General features: G+C 74.8%; 12 protein-coding genes. 9 read left to right on the plus strand and 3 right to left on the minus strand.

The window, feature by feature from the left end; translation table 11 throughout:
- Window positions 1-2: 2 nt before the first annotated feature.
- Genes RSE42_RS07495 through RSE42_RS07505 form a run of 3 tightly spaced genes read right to left on the minus strand, consistent with a single transcriptional unit; the run spans window position 3 to window position 2967 of the window.
- Window positions 3-824, minus strand: a complete 822-nt coding sequence (locus RSE42_RS07495) for a putative F420-0 ABC transporter ATP-binding protein (protein WP_061269014.1) — start codon at window positions 822-824, stop codon at window positions 3-5.
- Complete coding sequence (locus RSE42_RS07500) at window positions 821-1915, minus strand: putative F420-0 ABC transporter permease subunit (RefSeq protein WP_415298444.1); 1095 nt, start codon at window positions 1913-1915, stop codon at window positions 821-823. Before RSE42_RS07500 ends, RSE42_RS07495 begins: the two co-directional genes overlap by 4 nt.
- Window positions 1912-2967, minus strand: a complete 1056-nt coding sequence (locus RSE42_RS07505; RefSeq protein ID WP_144722800.1) for a putative F420-0 ABC transporter substrate-binding protein — start codon at window positions 2965-2967, stop codon at window positions 1912-1914. Before RSE42_RS07505 ends, RSE42_RS07500 begins: the two co-directional genes overlap by 4 nt.
- Before the next feature lie 196 nt (window positions 2968-3163).
- On the opposite strand from RSE42_RS07505, the gene RSE42_RS07510 reads away from it, so the two are divergent.
- From RSE42_RS07510 to RSE42_RS07550, 9 genes are all read left to right on the plus strand, one after another.
- Window positions 3164-4003, plus strand: coding sequence for an SDR family oxidoreductase (locus tag RSE42_RS07510; protein WP_051876495.1), 840 nt, complete (start codon window positions 3164-3166; stop codon window positions 4001-4003).
- Between the two features lie 88 nt (window positions 4004-4091).
- The gene (locus RSE42_RS07515; RefSeq protein WP_415298447.1) at window positions 4092-5660 is read left to right on the plus strand and encodes a molybdopterin-dependent oxidoreductase; all 1569 of its coding nucleotides are present in this window, start codon (window positions 4092-4094) and stop codon (window positions 5658-5660) included.
- Between the two features lie 856 nt (window positions 5661-6516).
- Window positions 6517-9966 carry an isoleucine--tRNA ligase gene (ileS, locus tag RSE42_RS07520; protein WP_085388803.1) on the plus strand — a complete coding sequence of 1150 codons (3450 nt, stop codon included), beginning with the start codon at window positions 6517-6519 and terminating at the stop codon, window positions 9964-9966.
- Window positions 9963-11384, plus strand: a complete 1422-nt coding sequence (locus RSE42_RS07525) for a bifunctional folylpolyglutamate synthase/dihydrofolate synthase (protein WP_144722803.1) — start codon at window positions 9963-9965, stop codon at window positions 11382-11384. The genes ileS and RSE42_RS07525 overlap by 4 nt, the downstream gene beginning before the upstream one ends.
- 144 nt (window positions 11385-11528) lie before the next feature.
- On the plus strand, window positions 11529-12524 hold the full coding sequence (gene dhaK / locus RSE42_RS07530) for a dihydroxyacetone kinase subunit DhaK (RefSeq protein WP_043658407.1): 996 nt from the start codon (window positions 11529-11531) through the stop codon (window positions 12522-12524).
- A gap of 69 nt (window positions 12525-12593) precedes the next feature.
- The gene (gene dhaL / locus RSE42_RS07535; RefSeq protein WP_061269007.1) at window positions 12594-13238 is read left to right on the plus strand and encodes a dihydroxyacetone kinase subunit DhaL; all 645 of its coding nucleotides are present in this window, start codon (window positions 12594-12596) and stop codon (window positions 13236-13238) included.
- The gene (dhaM, locus tag RSE42_RS07540; RefSeq protein ID WP_194522464.1) at window positions 13235-13972 is read left to right on the plus strand and encodes a dihydroxyacetone kinase phosphoryl donor subunit DhaM; all 738 of its coding nucleotides are present in this window, start codon (window positions 13235-13237) and stop codon (window positions 13970-13972) included. The genes dhaL and dhaM overlap by 4 nt, the downstream gene beginning before the upstream one ends.
- Window positions 13973-14047: 75 nt before the next feature.
- A complete protein-coding gene (locus tag RSE42_RS07545) occupies window positions 14048-14737 on the plus strand; it encodes a TetR/AcrR family transcriptional regulator (RefSeq protein ID WP_415298450.1) in 690 nt (229 codons plus the stop codon).
- 134 nt (window positions 14738-14871) lie between these two features.
- A complete protein-coding gene (locus RSE42_RS07550; RefSeq protein ID WP_085388130.1) occupies window positions 14872-16593 on the plus strand; it encodes an MDR family MFS transporter in 1722 nt (573 codons plus the stop codon).

The raw sequence follows: 16593 nt of genomic DNA on the forward strand, positions 1-16593 counted from the left end.
CCTCAGGCCGGGGGCTCGAACGTCAGCACCGGCCTGCCGGTGCGCGGGTGCGTGAGGACCTCGCACCGCACGCCGTAGACCGGGTCCAGCACGTCGGGCACGAGCACGTCGTGGACGTCGCCCGCCGCGACGACGCGGCCGTCCGCCAGCACGACGACGTGGTCGCACGTCTGGGCCGCGAGGTTGAGGTCGTGGAGCGCGGCGAGCACGGTGACGCCGTCGTCCGCGAGGTCGCGCAGGACGCGCATCGTGTCGAGCTGCGCGGCGATGTCGAGGTGGTTGGTCGGCTCGTCGAGCAGCAGGAGCGCGGGCTCCTGCGCGAGGGCGCGCGCGAGGTGCACGCGCTGGCGCTCGCCGCCGGAGAGCGTCGCGACCTCACGGTCCGCGAACCCCGCCATCCCGACGCGGGCGAGCGCCGCCCGGGCGAGGTCGCGGTCGGTCGCGGAGTCGCCCGCGAGGAGCGAGCGGTGCGGGATGCGGCCGAGCAGCACGGCGTCCAGCACGGAGAGCGGGAGGTCGGTCGTCGCGTCCTGCTCGACGAGCGCGAGCACCCGCGCCCGCTGCCGGCGCGGCAGCGCGAGCAGGTCGGCGCCGTCGAACCGCACGCGGGCGCCGTCCCGGCCCGGGTCCGCCGCCGGCGCCCGGACGCCCGCGAGCACGCGCAGGAGCGTGGACTTCCCGGAGCCGTTCGGGCCGAGCAGCCCGCTCACCGCACCCGGAGGGGCGGTGCAGTCGACGCCGTCGAGGACGAGGCGACCGTCGACCGACCACGACACGCGCTCCGCGTCGAGCCCGGTCGTGCCCACGACGGCGGGGGCGCTCACGCGGTCCTCCGTCCGCGCCACAGCAGCAGGGCGAACACCGGGGCGCCGATCGCGGCGGTGACGATGCCGACGGGCAGCTCGCGCGGCGCGAACACCGTGCGCGCGAGCGTGTCGGCCCAGACGAGGAACGTCGCGCCGAACAGCGCGGAGAGCGGCAGGAGCAGCCAGTGCCGCGCGCCGGTGAGGAGCCGGACCGCGTGCGGCAGGATCAGGCCGACGAACCCGATGGACCCCGACTGGGACACGAGCGCGCCGGTGAGCAGCGCGACGCCCACGAGGAGCGTCCAGCGCACGCGCGCGACGTCGACCCCGAGCGCGGAGGCCGCCGTGTCGCCGAAGGTGAAGGCGTCGAGCACCGAGCCGGTCGACGCGAGCAGCGTCCCGAGCACGAGCGTCGCGCCGCCCGCGACCGCGACCGAGGTCCACGTCGCGCCCGCGACGGAGCCCATGAGCCACGACAGGATCTCGCGGTAGGAGTCGCCGGTCGCGGACCAGAAGATGACGAAGCTCGTCGCGGCCGCCGCGAGCTGGCTCACCGCGAGCCCGGCGAGCACGGTCCGCGTGGGCGTGAGCGCGCCGAGCGCGCCCGCGAGCCCGAGCGCGGCGACGAGCGCGAGCACCGCGCCGCCGAACGCCGCGACGGGGAGCAGGACCGTCCAGCCCGCGACCAGCACGAGCACCGCGCCGAGCGACGCGCCGGACGACAGCCCGAGCAGGTAGGGGTCGGCGAGCGGGTTGCGCGTGAGCGACTGCATGACGACGCCGCACACCGCGAGCCCGGCGCCCACGGCCGCCGCCGTGAGCACGCGGGGGAGCCGCAGCTGCCACACCATGCCGTCCTGCAGGGCGCCGAGCGGCTCCAGGCCCAGCGGCCCGCCGAGCCCGAGGTGCGTCGCGACCGAGCGCCACACCTCGCCCACGGCGAGGTCCGCCGGCCCGATCGTCACCGTGACGAGCACCGTCGCGACGAGCGCGACGACGCCGGCCGGCACCCACCAGGCCGCGCCGCGCCGCGCGCGACCGGCCGGGCCGGTGCCGTCCGGGCGACGGTCGGCCGCGGCGGGCGCGGGCCGGGTGCGCAGGGTCGTCACAGGTCGAGCGCCTCCAGCTGCGCGGCGAGGTCCACGACGGCGTCGACGTTGCGCACGCCCGCCTCGGTCGCCGGGAACGGGATCGTCAGGTAGCGGCCCTCGCGGACGGCCGTCATCTCGGCCGTGGCCGGGTTGGACTCGAGCCGCTCGATCTTCGCCTCGGCGGTGTTCCAGGCGGCGTCGACGAGGACGAGCACGTCCGGGTCGGCGGCGACCGCCTCCTCCCACGCGTACGACGTCCAGGTGTCGTGCACGTCGCCCGCGACGTTCTCGAGCCCGACGGCGTCCATGATCATCTGCGGCGCGCCGATGCCCGCCCCGACGTACGGGATGTCGTCGCCCGACGAGTACCACAGGGCGGTCAGGCCGCGGTCGTCGCGGACGACGCCGTCGAGCGTCGCGCGCTGCTCCGCGACGAGGTCCGCCGCGGCGTCCTGCGCGTCGAAGATCGTGCCGACCTCGGTGATCTCGGCGAACACGTCGTCGAACGTCAGCGGATCCGGCATGTACTCCGGCGCCTTGCACGCGGCGGGGGAGACGTAGGTCGCGACGCCGAGCTGCGCGAGGGTCTCGCGGTCGCCGGCGCCGTCGGCCGTGAGATTGGACTCCCAGCCCGCGTAGACGAGGTCGGGCTCGGTCTCCAGGACCGCCTCGGCACCCGGGACCTGGTCCGAGAGCGGCTCCACGACGGCGGGGACGTCCGCGGCGGCGTCGGCCAGCGAGTCGGGCACCGGCCCGTCGGCGAACGCGCTCGCGACGATCCGGTCGCCGAGCCCGAGGGCCAGGAGCATCTCCGTGGTGCTCGACTTGATCGTCACGACGCGCTCGGGCGCGGCGTCGAACGTCACCTCGAACCCGCAGTCGTCGAGCGTGAGCGGGTACGCGGTGCTCCCGGGCGTGCTCGACGACGTCGCGCCGCCCGCAGAGGTCGGGTCGCCCCCGGGCGTCGTGCCGGACGAGCAGGCGGCGAGCACGAGGGCGACGGCCGACGCGCCGACGGCGGCGCGGACGGGTCGGCGGGAGACGAGGGACGGCGTGAGGCGCGAGGGCACGGAGCTGCTCCGGGTGCGAGGCGGGGAGAGAGCCGGACGGCGGCCCCCGGGCGGGGACGCGGGCTCTCCAGGGTCGGACGCGCCATCTCGCGTCGGGCGGACCCGCGACCCAAGGACGAGGTCGCTCCGGCGAACGATCGAGGGGTTCGCGGTCCGTCGTCCAGCCTACACACGCGACCGTGACAGAGTGTGCGTCGTGACCGAGACGTCGTACCCGCCCGCCCCCGCCCCTGCGACCTCGCCCCTGCGCGCCGTGGTGACCGGCGCGTCGTCGGGCATCGGGGAGGCGTGCGTGCGGTTCCTGCGCGCCCGGGGCTGGGACGTCGTGGCGTTCGCGCGCCGCGCGGACCGGCTCGCCGAGGTCGCGGAGCGCACGGGTGCGCACCCCGTGGTGGGCGACGTGACCTCCGACGACGACGTCGCGCGCCTCGTCGCCGAGGCAGGTGCTCGCGGGCCCGTGCACGCGCTGCTCAACATCGCGGGCTTCGGCCTCGGCGTCGACCCGGTCGACGAGGCGAAGATCGACGAGTGGCGCGCGATGTACGAGACGAACGTGCTCGGCACCGTGCGCGTGACCCGGGAGTTCCTGCCGCTCCTGCGCGCGTCGCGTCGCGGCGACATCGTGCTCATGACGTCGACCGCGGGCCACGACACCTACGTCGGCGGCTCCGGCTACGTCGCGTCCAAGCACGCGCTGCTCGGCGTCGCGAAGACGCTCCGCCTCGAGCTCGTGGGCGAGCCGATCCGCGTCATCGAGATCGCGCCGGGCCTCGTGCACACGCCCGAGTTCTCGCTCAACCGCTACCACGGGGACCAGGCGGGGGCCGACGCCGTCTACGAGGGCGTCGTGGACCCGCTCACCGCCGACGACGTCGCCGACGTCGTGACGTTCGCCGTGACGCGCCCGCACCACGTGAACATCGACTCGCTGATCCTGCGGCCCGTCGCGCAGGCCTCGACGTACTCCCTGTGGCGCGCGCCGCTCGTCCCGAAGGGCGTGGAGCCCGCTCCCGACGCCGACGCGTCCGCCCGCTGACCCCGACCCGTCCGGGAGCGGCGCCGCTCCGAACCGAGGATGGCGCCCGGGGCACGCCCGGCGTCTACTGGACCACGGGAGGACGCGCATGACGGGGCAGCGGCAGGCAGCCGGGCACGCGGGTGCACGGGCGGCGCTCGCGGGCGTCGTCGCGGCGGCCGTCGGGTTCGCCGTCGCCGAGCTCGTCGCGGCCGTCGTCGCGCCCGGGTCGAGCCCGCTGTTCGCCGCCGGTGCGGGCGTCGTCGACGCGGTGCCCGGGCCCCTCAAGGACTGGGCCGTCGCGACCTTCGGCACCGCGGACAAGGCCGTGCTGCTCGGGGTCATGGGCGTCGCGCTCGCCGCGGGCGCGGCCGTCAGCGGCTGGCTCGAGCTCCGCCGCCCGCCGTCCGGCGCGCTGCTCCTCGCCGCCGTCGGGGCGGTCGGCGCGGTCGTCGCCGCCTCCCGGCCGGGCGGGAACGTGGCCTGGGCGCTGCCGAGCCTGGTCGGCGTGGGGGTCGCCGTGCTGCTGCTGCGCGCGACGCTCCGGACGCTGCGCGGCCCGGCCGCGCCCTCCGGCTCCGACGACGCGACGACGACGCCCGGCGGCCTCGACCGCCGCCGGTTCCTCCTCGTCACGGGACTCGCCGCGGCGGCGGGCGTCGTCGCGCTCGCGACGTCGCGCGCGGTGTCCGCCGGCTCGCGCGCCGTGACGGCAGCGCGCGACGCGTTGCGGCTCCCCGCCCCCGCGACCCCGGCCCCCGCCGTCCCCGCCGGGGCGGACCTGCGCGTCCCCGGGCTCGCGCCGTACGTCACCCCGAACGCGGACTTCTACCGCATCGACACGGCGCTGCGCGTGCCGCAGGTCGACCCGGCGTCGTGGACGCTGCGCGTCTCGGGGCTCGTCGACGACCCGTTCGAGATCACGCTCGACGAGCTGCTCGCGCTCCCGCTCGTCGAGCACGACCTCACGCTCACGTGCGTGTCCAACGAGGTCGGCGGGGACCTCGTGGGCAACGCGCGGTGGCTCGGGTACCCGGTGCGCGAGCTGCTCGCGCGCGCGGGCGTGCAGGACGGCGCCGACATGGTGCTCTCCACGAGCGCCGACGGGTGGACGGCGAGCACGCCGCTCGACGCCCTCACCGACCCCGACCGGGCGAGCCTGCTCGCCGTCGGGATGAACGGCGAGGCGCTGCCGGCCGAGCACGGGTTCCCCGCCCGGCTCGTCGTGCCCGGGCTGTACGGCTACGTGTCCGCGACGAAGTGGGTCACCGAGCTCAAGGTCACGACCTTCGCCGACGACGTCGCCTACTGGTCCACGCGCGGGTGGTCGGAGCGGGGACCGATCAAGCTCGCGTCGCGCGTCGACACCCCGCGCGACGGCGCGGCCGTGGACGCGGGGGACGTCGTCGTCGCGGGCGTGGCCTGGGCCCAGCACACGGGCGTCGAGGGCGTCGAGGTGCGCGTGGACGACGGCCCGTGGCGCGCCGCGACGCTCGCCGCCACGGTCGGCCCGGACACGTGGCGGCAGTGGTCGTACGCGTGGGACGCGACGCCGGGGGAGCACCGGCTGACGGTCCGGGCGACCGACGCCCACGGGCGCACCCAGACGGCCGACGTCGCCCCGCCCGCGCCCGACGGAGCGTCGGGCTGGCACGAGGTCGCCGTCCGCGTCCGGTGACCGGCCCGGCCCGTGCCTGAGACCGGGGGGCAGGCGAGGGGCCCGGGTCCCGGGTCCCGGGTGGACCGGAGGTTGTCCCGCGACGGGCGTGCTGGCACCATGTGCGGGTGACCTCCGCGCGCCCCACGAGCAGCACGGTCGTCCTCGCGCGCCCGCTGGTCCGCACCGCCACCTGTTGTTGAGGGCTCGCGGCGCCCTGCGCAGCCTCGACCTGGTGTCCGCGAGCAGCCTCCCGCCCCTCCCTCCCTGCGACGGGGCGTGACGGTCGCCGGTCCCGCGCCACGGCTCAGCGATGAGTCCGACGCCACGACCGGGTCTGCACCCACGGACGCCAGCCGAGCACAGGACGCGAGACCGCCATGTACGTTCCCCCGCACTTCCCCCGCTACCGCCCGACCACGGTGCCGTCGTCGGCACCCGCCCTCCCCGCCGCTCCCGCCCCGTCGGCCGCCGCCGGGCCGCCGCTCACGCTCGAGTGGCTCGTCGCGCGCGACATCGACGCCTACACCGCGCGCCGCCGGGCGGCGGCTACCATGGAGGCACAGGCGTCGACCCGGCCATCACCGGCGAGCCTCCGGAAGAACGGGAACCCCGCCGCGGGGCAGGCCTGAAGGCCCGCGGCGGGTCCTCACTAGACCCGGACGGGTGGGCCCGTCACAGCCTGCGACGAGCGGTCGGCGACCGCCCGTGGTGCCCGACGCCGTCGGGCACCTGCGGGGACGGCGCCGGCAAGCGAGGTGGTACCGCGGCGAGCCCGCCCCAGGTGGGGGAGTCGTCCTCGCAGGAGAGCACGACCGACCCGTACCACCACGGCGGACACCCCGCCGACCGCTACCTCACCGGAGTCCTCGAGACCATGGCCTACCCGCTGCACCGCGCACCCTCGTCCGCCGCCGACGCGCACCCCGGAGCCGCGTTCGGCGTCCCCGCCTCCCCGGACCTGCCCGCGATCGAGCGCGAGGTCCTCGCCTACTGGGAGGCGGACGACACGTTCCGCGCCTCGGTCGAGCGCAACCCCGCCGGGGAGAACGGCAGCAACGAGTTCGTCTTCTACGACGGCCCGCCGTTCGCCAACGGCCTGCCCCACTACGGGCACCTGCTCACGGGCTACGCGAAGGACGTCGTGCCGCGCTACCAGACGATGCGCGGCAAGCACGTCGAGCGTCGCTTCGGCTGGGACACGCACGGCCTGCCCGCCGAGCTCGAGGCGATGGACCAGCTCGGGATCAAGACCAAGGAGGAGATCCTCGAGCTGGGGATCGAGCGGTTCAACGACGCGTGCCGCGCGTCGGTGCTCAAGTACACGAGCGAGTGGCAGGACTACGTGACCCGCCAGGCGCGCTGGGTCGACTTCGAGCACGACTACAAGACGCTCGACCCGACGTTCATGGAGTCGGTCCTGTGGGCGTTCAAGCAGCTCTACGACAAGGGCCTCGTCTACGAGGGCTTCCGCGTGCTGCCCTACTGCTGGAACGACCAGACGCCGCTGTCCAACCACGAGCTGCGCATGGACGAGGACGTGTACCAGGTCCGCCAGGACCCGGCGGTCACCGTCGGCTTCCGGCTCGAGACGGGCGAGCTCGCGCTCATCTGGACGACGACGCCCTGGACGCTGCCGTCCAACCTGTTCGTCATGGTCGGCCCCGACGTCGAGTACGTCGTCGTGGAGTCGTCGTTCACGGGCGTCAAGGAGCGCTACGTGATCGCCGCGGAGCGCCTCGAGGCGTACGCGCGCGAGCTCGCCGACGAGGGCGTCGAGGACGTGACGACGCAGGTCGTCGAGCGGCTCACGGGCGCCGACCTCGTCGGGCGGTCGTACACGCCGCCGTTCTCGTACTTCGCCGGGCACGCCGGCGCGCACCGGGTCGTCGAGGCCGACTTCGTCACGACCACGGACGGCACCGGGCTCGTGCACAACGCCGGCGCGTTCGGCGAGGAGGACAAGGTCGTCTCCGACCGCGAGGGCGTCGAGCCGGTGCTGCCGGTCGCGTCCGACGGCAAGTTCGTCTTCCCCGTCGTCGACTACGAGAGCCTCCAGGTCTTCGACGCGAACGCGCTCATCATCGACCACCTCAAGGGCCGCACGCGCCACGACGCCGCGGCCGCGCAGGGGGAGGAGACGCCGGACCTCCCGCTCGGCGCGACGAGCCCCGGCACGGTGCTGCTGCGCCGTGAGTCGTACGCGCACTCCTACCCGCACTGCTGGCGCTGCCGCAAGCCGCTCATCTACATGGGCGTGTCGTCGTGGTTCGTCGCGGTGTCGAAGTTCAAGGACCGCATGGTCGAGCTCAACGAGCAGATCTCGTGGACGCCCGACCACATCCAGCACGGCCAGTTCGGCAAGTGGCTGGAGAACGCGCGCGACTGGTCGATCACGCGCAACCGGTTCTGGGGCAGCCCGGTGCCCGTGTGGCGCTCGGACGACCCGCAGCACCCGCGCGTCGACGTGTACGGCTCGTTCGCCGAGATCGAGCGGGACTTCGGCACCCTCCCGCGCAACGAGAAGGGCGAGCCGGACCTGCACCGGCCGTTCGTCGACCGCCTCACGCGCCCCAACCCGGACGACCCGACGGGCCGCTCGACCATGCGCCGCGTCGAGGACGTCATGGACGTCTGGTTCGACTCGGGGTCCATGCCCTACGCGCAGGTGCACTACCCGTTCGAGAACACCGACTGGTTCGAGCACCACAACCCCGGCGACTTCATCGTCGAGTACATCGGCCAGACGCGCGGCTGGTTCTACACGCTGCACGTGCTCGCGACCGCGCTGTTCGACCGCCCGGCGTTCCGCTCGGCCGTCTCGCACGGCATCGTGCTGGGCTCCGACGGCCGCAAGATGAGCAAGTCGCTGCGCAACTACCCGGACGTCAACGAGGTCTTCGACCGCGACGGCTCCGACGCGATGCGCTGGTTCCTCATGAGCTCGCCCATCCTGCGCGGCGGCAACCTCGTCGTCACCGAGGACGGGATCCGCGACGCGGTGCGCCAGGTGCTGCTGCCGCTGTGGAGCACGTACTACTTCTTCACCCTGTACGCGAACACGTCGAAGGCTCAGGCGCGGGCGGGCGAGCCCGTCGAGCCCGCCGGGTACGTCGCGCAGAAGGTGGCCCCCGAGCGCGTGGCCGGGCTCCCGGCCCTCGACCGCTACCTGCTCGCCCGGACCCACGACCTCGTCGTGCGCGTCACGGGGCAGCTCGACGCGTACGACATCGCCGGCGCGTGCGAGACCGTGCGCGAGCACCTCGACGTCCTGACCAACTGGTACGTGCGCACCCAGCGCGACCGGTTCTGGGCGGAGGACGCCGACGCGTTCGACACGCTGTACACGGCGCTCGAGACGCTCACGCGCGTCATGGCGCCGCTCGCCCCGCTGCTCGCGGAGGAGGTGTGGCGCGGCCTGACCGGCGGGCGCTCGGTCCACCTCACGGACTGGCCGGCGTCCACCGAGGAGGTCGGCGAGCGGTTCGTCGGCGAGGACGGCTCGTCCGCCGTGGCCGTGCGTCACGTCCCGGACGCGTCCCTCGTCGCCGACCCGGCGCTCGTCGCCGCGATGGACGAGGTCCGCGCCGTCGCGTCGGCCGCGCTCGGCCTGCGCAAGGCGCACCAGCTCCGGGTGCGCCAGCCGCTCGCGCGGCTCACGGTCGTCGTGGACGACCCGGGGGCGCTCGCGCCGTACACGGACCTGCTGGCGCGCGAGCTCAACGTCAAGGCCGTCGAGCTCGAGCCGACCGACTCGGACGCCGCGGAGCGCTTCGGCATCACGCAGCGCCTCGCGGTCAACGCCCGCGCCGCGGGCCCGCGCCTGGGCCGCGGGGTCCAGGCCGTCATCAAGGCGGCGAAGGCCGGTGCGTGGCGCGTGGACGAGGCCGGGGAGGTCGTCGTGACGACGGACGACGGCGACGTCGCGCTCCTGCCCGCGGAGTACGAGCTGACGACGGTGGTCGCCGACCGCGGCGTCGCCGAGGGCGAGGCGCCGAGCGTCGCCGCCGCGGTGCTCGCGAGCGGCGGGTTCGCCGTCCTCGACCTCGCGCTCGACGACGCGCTGCTCGCCGAGGGCTACGCACGCGACGTGATCCGCGACGTGCAGGACGCGCGCAAGGCCGCCGGGCTCGACGTCGCCGACCGCATCCGGCTCTCGCTCGACGTGCCGGGCGAGTGGCTCGCGGCCGTCGAGGAGCACCGCGACCTCGTCGCGCGCGAGACGCTCGCGGTCGAGGTCGTCGTCGAGACGTCGCCGACCGACGTGCGCTCCGTGCGCGTCGAGAAGGCCGACGGCACCGTCCCGGACACGGCGGTGATCCTGTGAGCGCCCCGCGCAAGGACCCCGGCGCCGCACGCCGGCAGAGCGCGAAGGACGCCCGCGCGGCGGCGGAGGACGCCGCCGCGCAGGCGGACCTCGAGCGCGTCTACCAGCACATCGTGTCCCGTGCTCCCGAGCACGACTTCGACCCGACGATCGACCGGGTGCGGCGCCTGTTCGAGCTGCTGGGCGACCCGCAGCACGCGTTCCGGACGATCCACCTCACCGGGACCAACGGCAAGACGAGCACCGCGCGCGTCGCCGAGCGGCTCGTGCGCGAGCACGGCCTGCGCACCGGCCTGTTCACGAGCCCGCACCTGACGAGCGTCACCGAGCGGATCGTCGTCGACGGCGAGCCGCTCTCGCCGCGCCGGTTCGTCGAGGTGTGGGAGGACGTCTACCCCTACGTGCAGGTCGTCGACGCCGAGCTCGCGGAGACCGGGCAGTCGCAGCTGAGCTTCTTCGAGGTCCTCACGGGCGTGGCGTTCGCCGCGTTCGCGGACACGCCCGTCGACGTCGCGATCGTCGAGGTCGGCATGGGCGGCGAGTGGGACTCGACCAACGTGGTCGACGCGGAGGTCGCCGTCGTGACGCCCGTCGCGCTCGACCACGAGCGGTGGCTCGGGAGCACGCTCGAGGAGATCGCGACGGTCAAGTCGGGCATCGTCAAGGAGGGCGCGACTGTCGTCTCGGCGGCGCAGCGCCCCGAGGTCGAGGAGGTGCTGCGGGCGCGGGCGGAGCGCGTCGGCGCGCGCCTGCTGCGCGAGGGCGTCGACCTCGACGTCGCCGCGCGCCAGGTCGCGGTCGGCGGACAGCTCCTCGACCTGCGCACGCCCGCGGCGCTCTACACCGAGGTGTTCCTCCCGCTGCACGGCGAGCACCAGGCGCACAACGCGCTGCTCGCGCTCGGCGCGGTGGAGGCGTTCCTCGGCGGCCGGGCGCTCGACGGCACGCTCGTCGAGGCGGCGTTCGCGGACGTCACGTCGCCGGGCCGGCTCGAGGTCGTGCGGTCCAGCCCGACCGTCCTCGTCGACGCGGCGCACAACGCCGCGGGGGCCGAGGCGCTCGCGACGGCGCTCGGCGAGGCGTTCGACCTGCGCCACCTCGTCGGCGTCGTCGCGATCATGGCCGACAAGGACGCCGAGCCGCTCTTCGCGGCGCTCGAGCCGGTGCTCGCGGAGATCGTCGTGACGCGCAACAGCTCGGAGCGCTCGGCCGACCCGACGGAGCTCGCCGAGCTCGCCGCCGACGTCTTCGGCGAGGACCGCGTGCACAGCACCGAGCGCCTCGACGAGGCGCTCCAGGTGGCGGTCGACCTCGTCGAGCGCGACGACGCCGTGGGCGTCGGCACGGGCACGGGCGTCCTGGTCACGGGCTCGGTCGTGACGGTGGCCGACGCGCGCGTCCTGCTCGGTCGCGGCTGACGCCCGGACGCCGCGCGGCGCGCGGCGGCCGGGTGTTTGATGGAGGCGACGACGGCGGCGGGCGCGCCGGGCGCGGCCTGCCGACGTCGCGGGGGCTGTCGGCGCCCGGAGCACCGGGCGCACGGACCGATGGAGGGATGACCGGTGAAGAAGCTGCTCAACGATCCCCAGGACGCGGTGACGGAGTCCCTCGAGGGCTTCGGCCAGGCGCACGCCGACCTCGTGCAGGTGCACCTCGCGCCCCCGTACGTGTCGCGTGCCGGCGGCGCGGTGGCCGGCAAGGTCGGGCTGGTCTCGGGCGGCGGCTCGGGCCACGAGCCGCTGCACGCCGGCTTTGTCGGGCCGGGGATGCTCGACGCCGCGGTGCCGGGCGCCGTGTTCACCTCGCCGACGCCCGACCAGATCGTCCCGGCGATCCTCGGCGCCGACTCGGGCGCCGGCGTGCTCGCGATCGTCAAGAACTACACGGGCGACGTGCTGAACTTCGAGACGGCGGTCGAGCTCGTCGAGGCCGAGGGCACCCAGGTCACGAGCATCCTCGTCAACGACGACGTCGCGGTCGAGGACTCGCTCTACACCGCGGGCCGGCGCGGCGTGGCGGGGACGGTCGCGGTCGAGAAGATCGCGGGCGCGGCGGCCGAGCGCGGTGACGACCTCGGGACCGTGACGGAGATCGCCGGGCGCGTCGTGGCGAACGTGCGCTCGATGGGCGTCGCCCTCACGGCGTGCACCGTGCCGCACGTGGGCCGGCCGAGCTTCGACCTCGGCGACGACGAGGTCGAGATCGGCATCGGGATCCACGGCGAGCCCGGGCGGCACCGGATCCCGCTCGCGTCGGCGGACGAGATCACGCAGCGGCTGGTCGATCCCGTGGCCGACGACCTGGGCCTCGCCGACGGCGAGGACGTGTTGCTGTTCGTTAACGGAATGGGCGGTACCCCGCTGTCCGAGCTGTACGTCGTCTATCGTCAGGCGAGGAGGCTGCTCGAAGGGCGCGGCGTACGCGTGACGCGCTCGCTCGTCGGCAACTACGTCACGTCGCTGGAGATGCAGGGTGCGTCGGTCACCGTGCTGCGCCTGGACGACGAGCTCACCGCCCTGTGGGACGCTCCCGTCCACACGGCCGCGCTGCGCTGGTGAGCGGGTGCCCTTTCGTGCAGTCTCCGGGAGCCGGCGCACCGCCGGCTCGACGGCGAGGAGAGGTGGGGCATGACGCTGGACGTGGCCTGGGCCGAGCGATGGACCCGGCTGAGCGCGGAGCGGATCGCGGCGGCACGGGACGAGCTGACGGAGCTGGACCGCCAGATCGGTGACGGCGACCACGGCGAGAACCTCGACCGGGGTTTCCGCGCTGTGGTCGCCAAGCTCGACGGGGCGGCCGCCGGGGAGCAGCCGCCCGGTCAGATCGGCGACGTGCTCAAGCTCGTGGCCACGACGCTCATGTCGTCCGTCGGCGGCGCCTCGGGCCCGCTCTACGGGACCGCGTACCTCCGTGCCGCGAAGGTGACCGGTCTCGCGGAGCTCGACGCGCACGGCGTCGTGGCGCTGCTCGAGGGCGCGCTCGAGGGCATCTCCGCGCGCGGCAAGGCGCAGGTCGGCGAGAAGACCATGGTCGACGCCTGGCAGCCCGCGGTCGACGCGGCGGAGGCCGCGGCCGACGCGGGCGGCTCGACGGCCGACGTCCTCGCGGCCGCCGCCCGGGCCGCGCGCGAGGGCGCCGAGGCGACCGTGCCGCTCGTGGCGACGAAGGGCCGGGCGAGCTACCTCGGCGAGCGCAGCGCGGGCCACCAGGACCCGGGCGCGACGTCGACCGCGATCCTGCTCGAGGCCGCGCGCGACGCGGCGGCGGCGTGAGCGGCGTGGCCGGACCGGTCGGCACGCGGGCCCGGGTCGCGCTCGTCCTCGTCTCGCACTCGCAGCGCCTCGCGCAGGGGGCCGTCGAGCTGTCCGCGCAGATGGCGCCCGGCGTCCTGCTGCTCGCGGCGGGCGGCACGGACGACGGCGGTCTCGGCACGAGCTACGACCGCGTCTCCGGGGCGATCGAGGAGGCGCTGCGCGTCGCGGACGGCGTCGTCGTGCTCGCGGACCTGGGCTCGGCCGTGATGACGGTCGAGTCGGTGCTGGACCTGGAGGACGGCTTCGACGGGCGCGTGCTGCTCGCGGACGCGCCGTTCGTCGAGGGCGCCGTCGCGGCGGCCGTCACCGCGCACGGCGGCGGCGACGTGGCCGAGGTCCTCGCGTCCGCGGAGCACGCGGGCGGCACGTTCGCCGTCCCCGCCGCGGCACCGGAGGCGGGGGAGGAGAACCCTGCGGACGGCGCCCCGCCGGCGGGGGAGGCCCGCGCCGTCGTGACGTTGCGCAACCCGCTCGGCCTGCACGCCCGGCCCGCCGCCGTGCTCGCCCGCCTGGTCGCCGGGTTCGACGCGAGCGTCGCGATCGACGGCGTCAACGGGGCGAGCGTCCTCGAGCTCATGAAGCTCGGCGCGACCGGCGGGCAGGAGCTCACGGTCACGGGGGAGGGCCCGCAGGCCGCGGACGCCGTGCGCGCGGTGGTCGAGGCGGTGGAGGGCGGGTTCGGCGAGGTCTGACGCCGCGACGGTGTGACCTCTGTCACCCGATGTTGCAGTTGGTGCAAAATTGCAGAGGATGCAAGAATGCTCCTCGTGCCGACGACTCCGCCTGACGTGCCCGCTCGCCCCTCCGTGGCCGAGCGGGCCGCGGCATGCCTCGTGCCGTCGCCCGGCGGGCTGCGGGAGCGCAAGAAGCGCGCGCGCCGCGAGGCCCTCGTCGACGCCGCGCAGACCCTCGTCCTCGACCGCGGCCTCGACGCCGTGACGGTCGAGGACATCTGCGCGGCCGTCGGCGTCTCGCCCCGCACGTTCTTCAACTACTTCCCCGCGAAGGACGACGCCGTGCTCGGCCTCGAGGACTTCTCGGTCCGAGCCGACGTCGTCGCCGCCTTCGTCGCCGGCGGCCCGACGGGCGCGCTCCTCGACGACCTCGAGGTCGTCGTGGCCGACGTGCTCGCGCACGAGGTCGTCACCCCCGAGCGCATGGCGCGCACGCTCGAGCTCGTGCAGCGCGAGCCGCACCTCGTCGCGCGTCACGTCGCGTGGGTCGAGGGCCACCGTGCGGAGCTCGTCGAGATGCTCGTCGCACGCCGCGCGGTCCGGCCGTTCGTCCCGGACCCCGAGCTCCTGGCGCTCGTCGTCATGAGCCTCCTGCGGGCGAGCACGGTCGAGTGGCAGCAGCGGGGCCGCGAGGGCGAGCCGGTGGACCACCTGCCGGGCGTCGTCGACCAGCTCCGCGCGCTGCTCCGCGACACGCGCGCCCCCGATCCCGCGGCCCCCTGACCGCACCCCTCGCCCCGCGCGAGGACTCCACCGGCTCGGGCCTCCCACCCGACCGGCCGCACCTCCAGCCTCCACCCGACGACGGGCCGCGCCCGTCGGCGCGCGCCCGCCCGTCCCGACCGAACCGGATCCTCATGGCCTCCTCCACCGCAGCACCGCCCGTCGACGGCGGCAAGCCGCTCGTCGTGCTCACCCCGCGCACCGTGTGGGTGATCTTCGGCGCGCTCATGGCGTCGATGTTCCTGTCCTCGCTCGACCAGTCGATCGTCGGCACCGCGATGCCGACGATCGTCGGCGAGCTCCACGGCGTCGAGCACCAGGGCTGGGTCATCACGGCCTACATCCTGGCGATCGCCATCGTCATGCCGCTCTACGGCAAGTTCGGCGACCTCTGGGGCCGCCGCTGGCCGTTCCTCGTCGCGATCGGCCTCTTCACGGTCGCGTCGGCCGGCGCCGGGTTCGCGCAGTCGTTCCCCGAGCTCGTCGCCTGGCGCGGCGTGCAGGGCCTCGGCGGCGGCGGCCTGATGATCCTGTCGCAGGCGATCATCGCCGACATCGTCCCCGCCAAGGACCGCGGCAAGTACATGGGCCCCATGGGCGCGCTCTTCGGCATCGCCGCGGTCATCGGGCCGCTCCTCGGCGGCTGGTTCACCGAGGGCCCGGGCTGGCGCTGGGCGTTCTGGATCAACGTGCCCATCGGCGTCGCCGCGTTCGTCGTGGCGTGGGTCGCGCTCAAGCTCCCCTCGCACCGCGCGGGCCGCAAGATCGACGTCGCGGGCATCTTCTTCCTCGTCGTCGCGACGTCCGGCATCGTCCTGGTCACGAGCTGGGAGTCGCTGACGACGTCGTCCGGCTACGACTGGTCCGACCCGTGGCTGCTCGGCCTCGTCGCGGCCGTCGTGGTGTCGGTCGTCGCGTTCGTCCTCGTCGAGAACCGCGCCGAGGAGCCGCTGCTCCCGCTGCACCTGTTCAAGAACCGGACCTTCACCATCGCGACGCTGATCGGTCTCGTGCTCGGCATGGGCATGTTCTCGGCGCTCGCGTTCCTGCCGACGTTCCTGCAGATGTCCACGGGTGCCGGGGTCACCGAGTCCGGGTTCCTCATGCTCCCGATGATGGTCGGCGTCATGATCACGGCCATCGGGTCCGGTATCGCCATCACCAAGACCGGGCGGTACAAGATCTACCCGGTGGTGGGTCTCGCGATCACCGCGGCGGGGATGGTCTGGCTCACGCGCATCACGGGCGACATGTCGATGTGGCTCTTCGGCGCGATGATCTTCGTCATGGGCGCCGGGATGGGCCTCGTCATGCAGACCATCGTGCTCGCCGTGCAGAACTCGGTCGACCCGCACGAGATCGGGACCGCCACGAGCGCGAACAACTTCTTCCGCGAGATCGGCGCGGCCGTCGGGACGGCGCTGTTCAGCACCATCTTCACGTCGCGGCTCGCCGACAACCTCGAGGGCGTCTTCGCGGGCGTGCCCGGAGGTGCGGCCCCCGCCGGCGCGGAGGGCTCCTCGCTCACGCCCGAGATGGTGCAGCAGCTCCCGGAGCCGATCCACACGGGCGTCGTCGACGCGTTCACCGACGCGCTCGCCCCCGCGTTCTGGTACCTGGTCCCGCTCGTCCTCGTCGGGTTCGTGCTCGCGCTGTTCCTGCGCGAGGTCAAGCTCTCCGACGTCGCCGGGATGGTCGCGCGCGGCGAGGCAGTCGCCGACCACGGCGACCTGCGCGAGGACGCCCCCGCGACGGGCGAGGCTGAGGGCGCCGCGGTCGTCGTGCCCGCGGGCGGCCGGGGACCGGACGACGAGCGCCCCGGGAGCCGGGACCGCGACGGCGCGCCGGTATCCTGA

The sequence above is a fragment of the Cellulosimicrobium sp. SJTW-1 genome, assembly GCF_047716875.1.
GTDB lineage: Bacteria > Actinomycetota > Actinomycetes > Actinomycetales > Cellulomonadaceae > Cellulosimicrobium > Cellulosimicrobium funkei.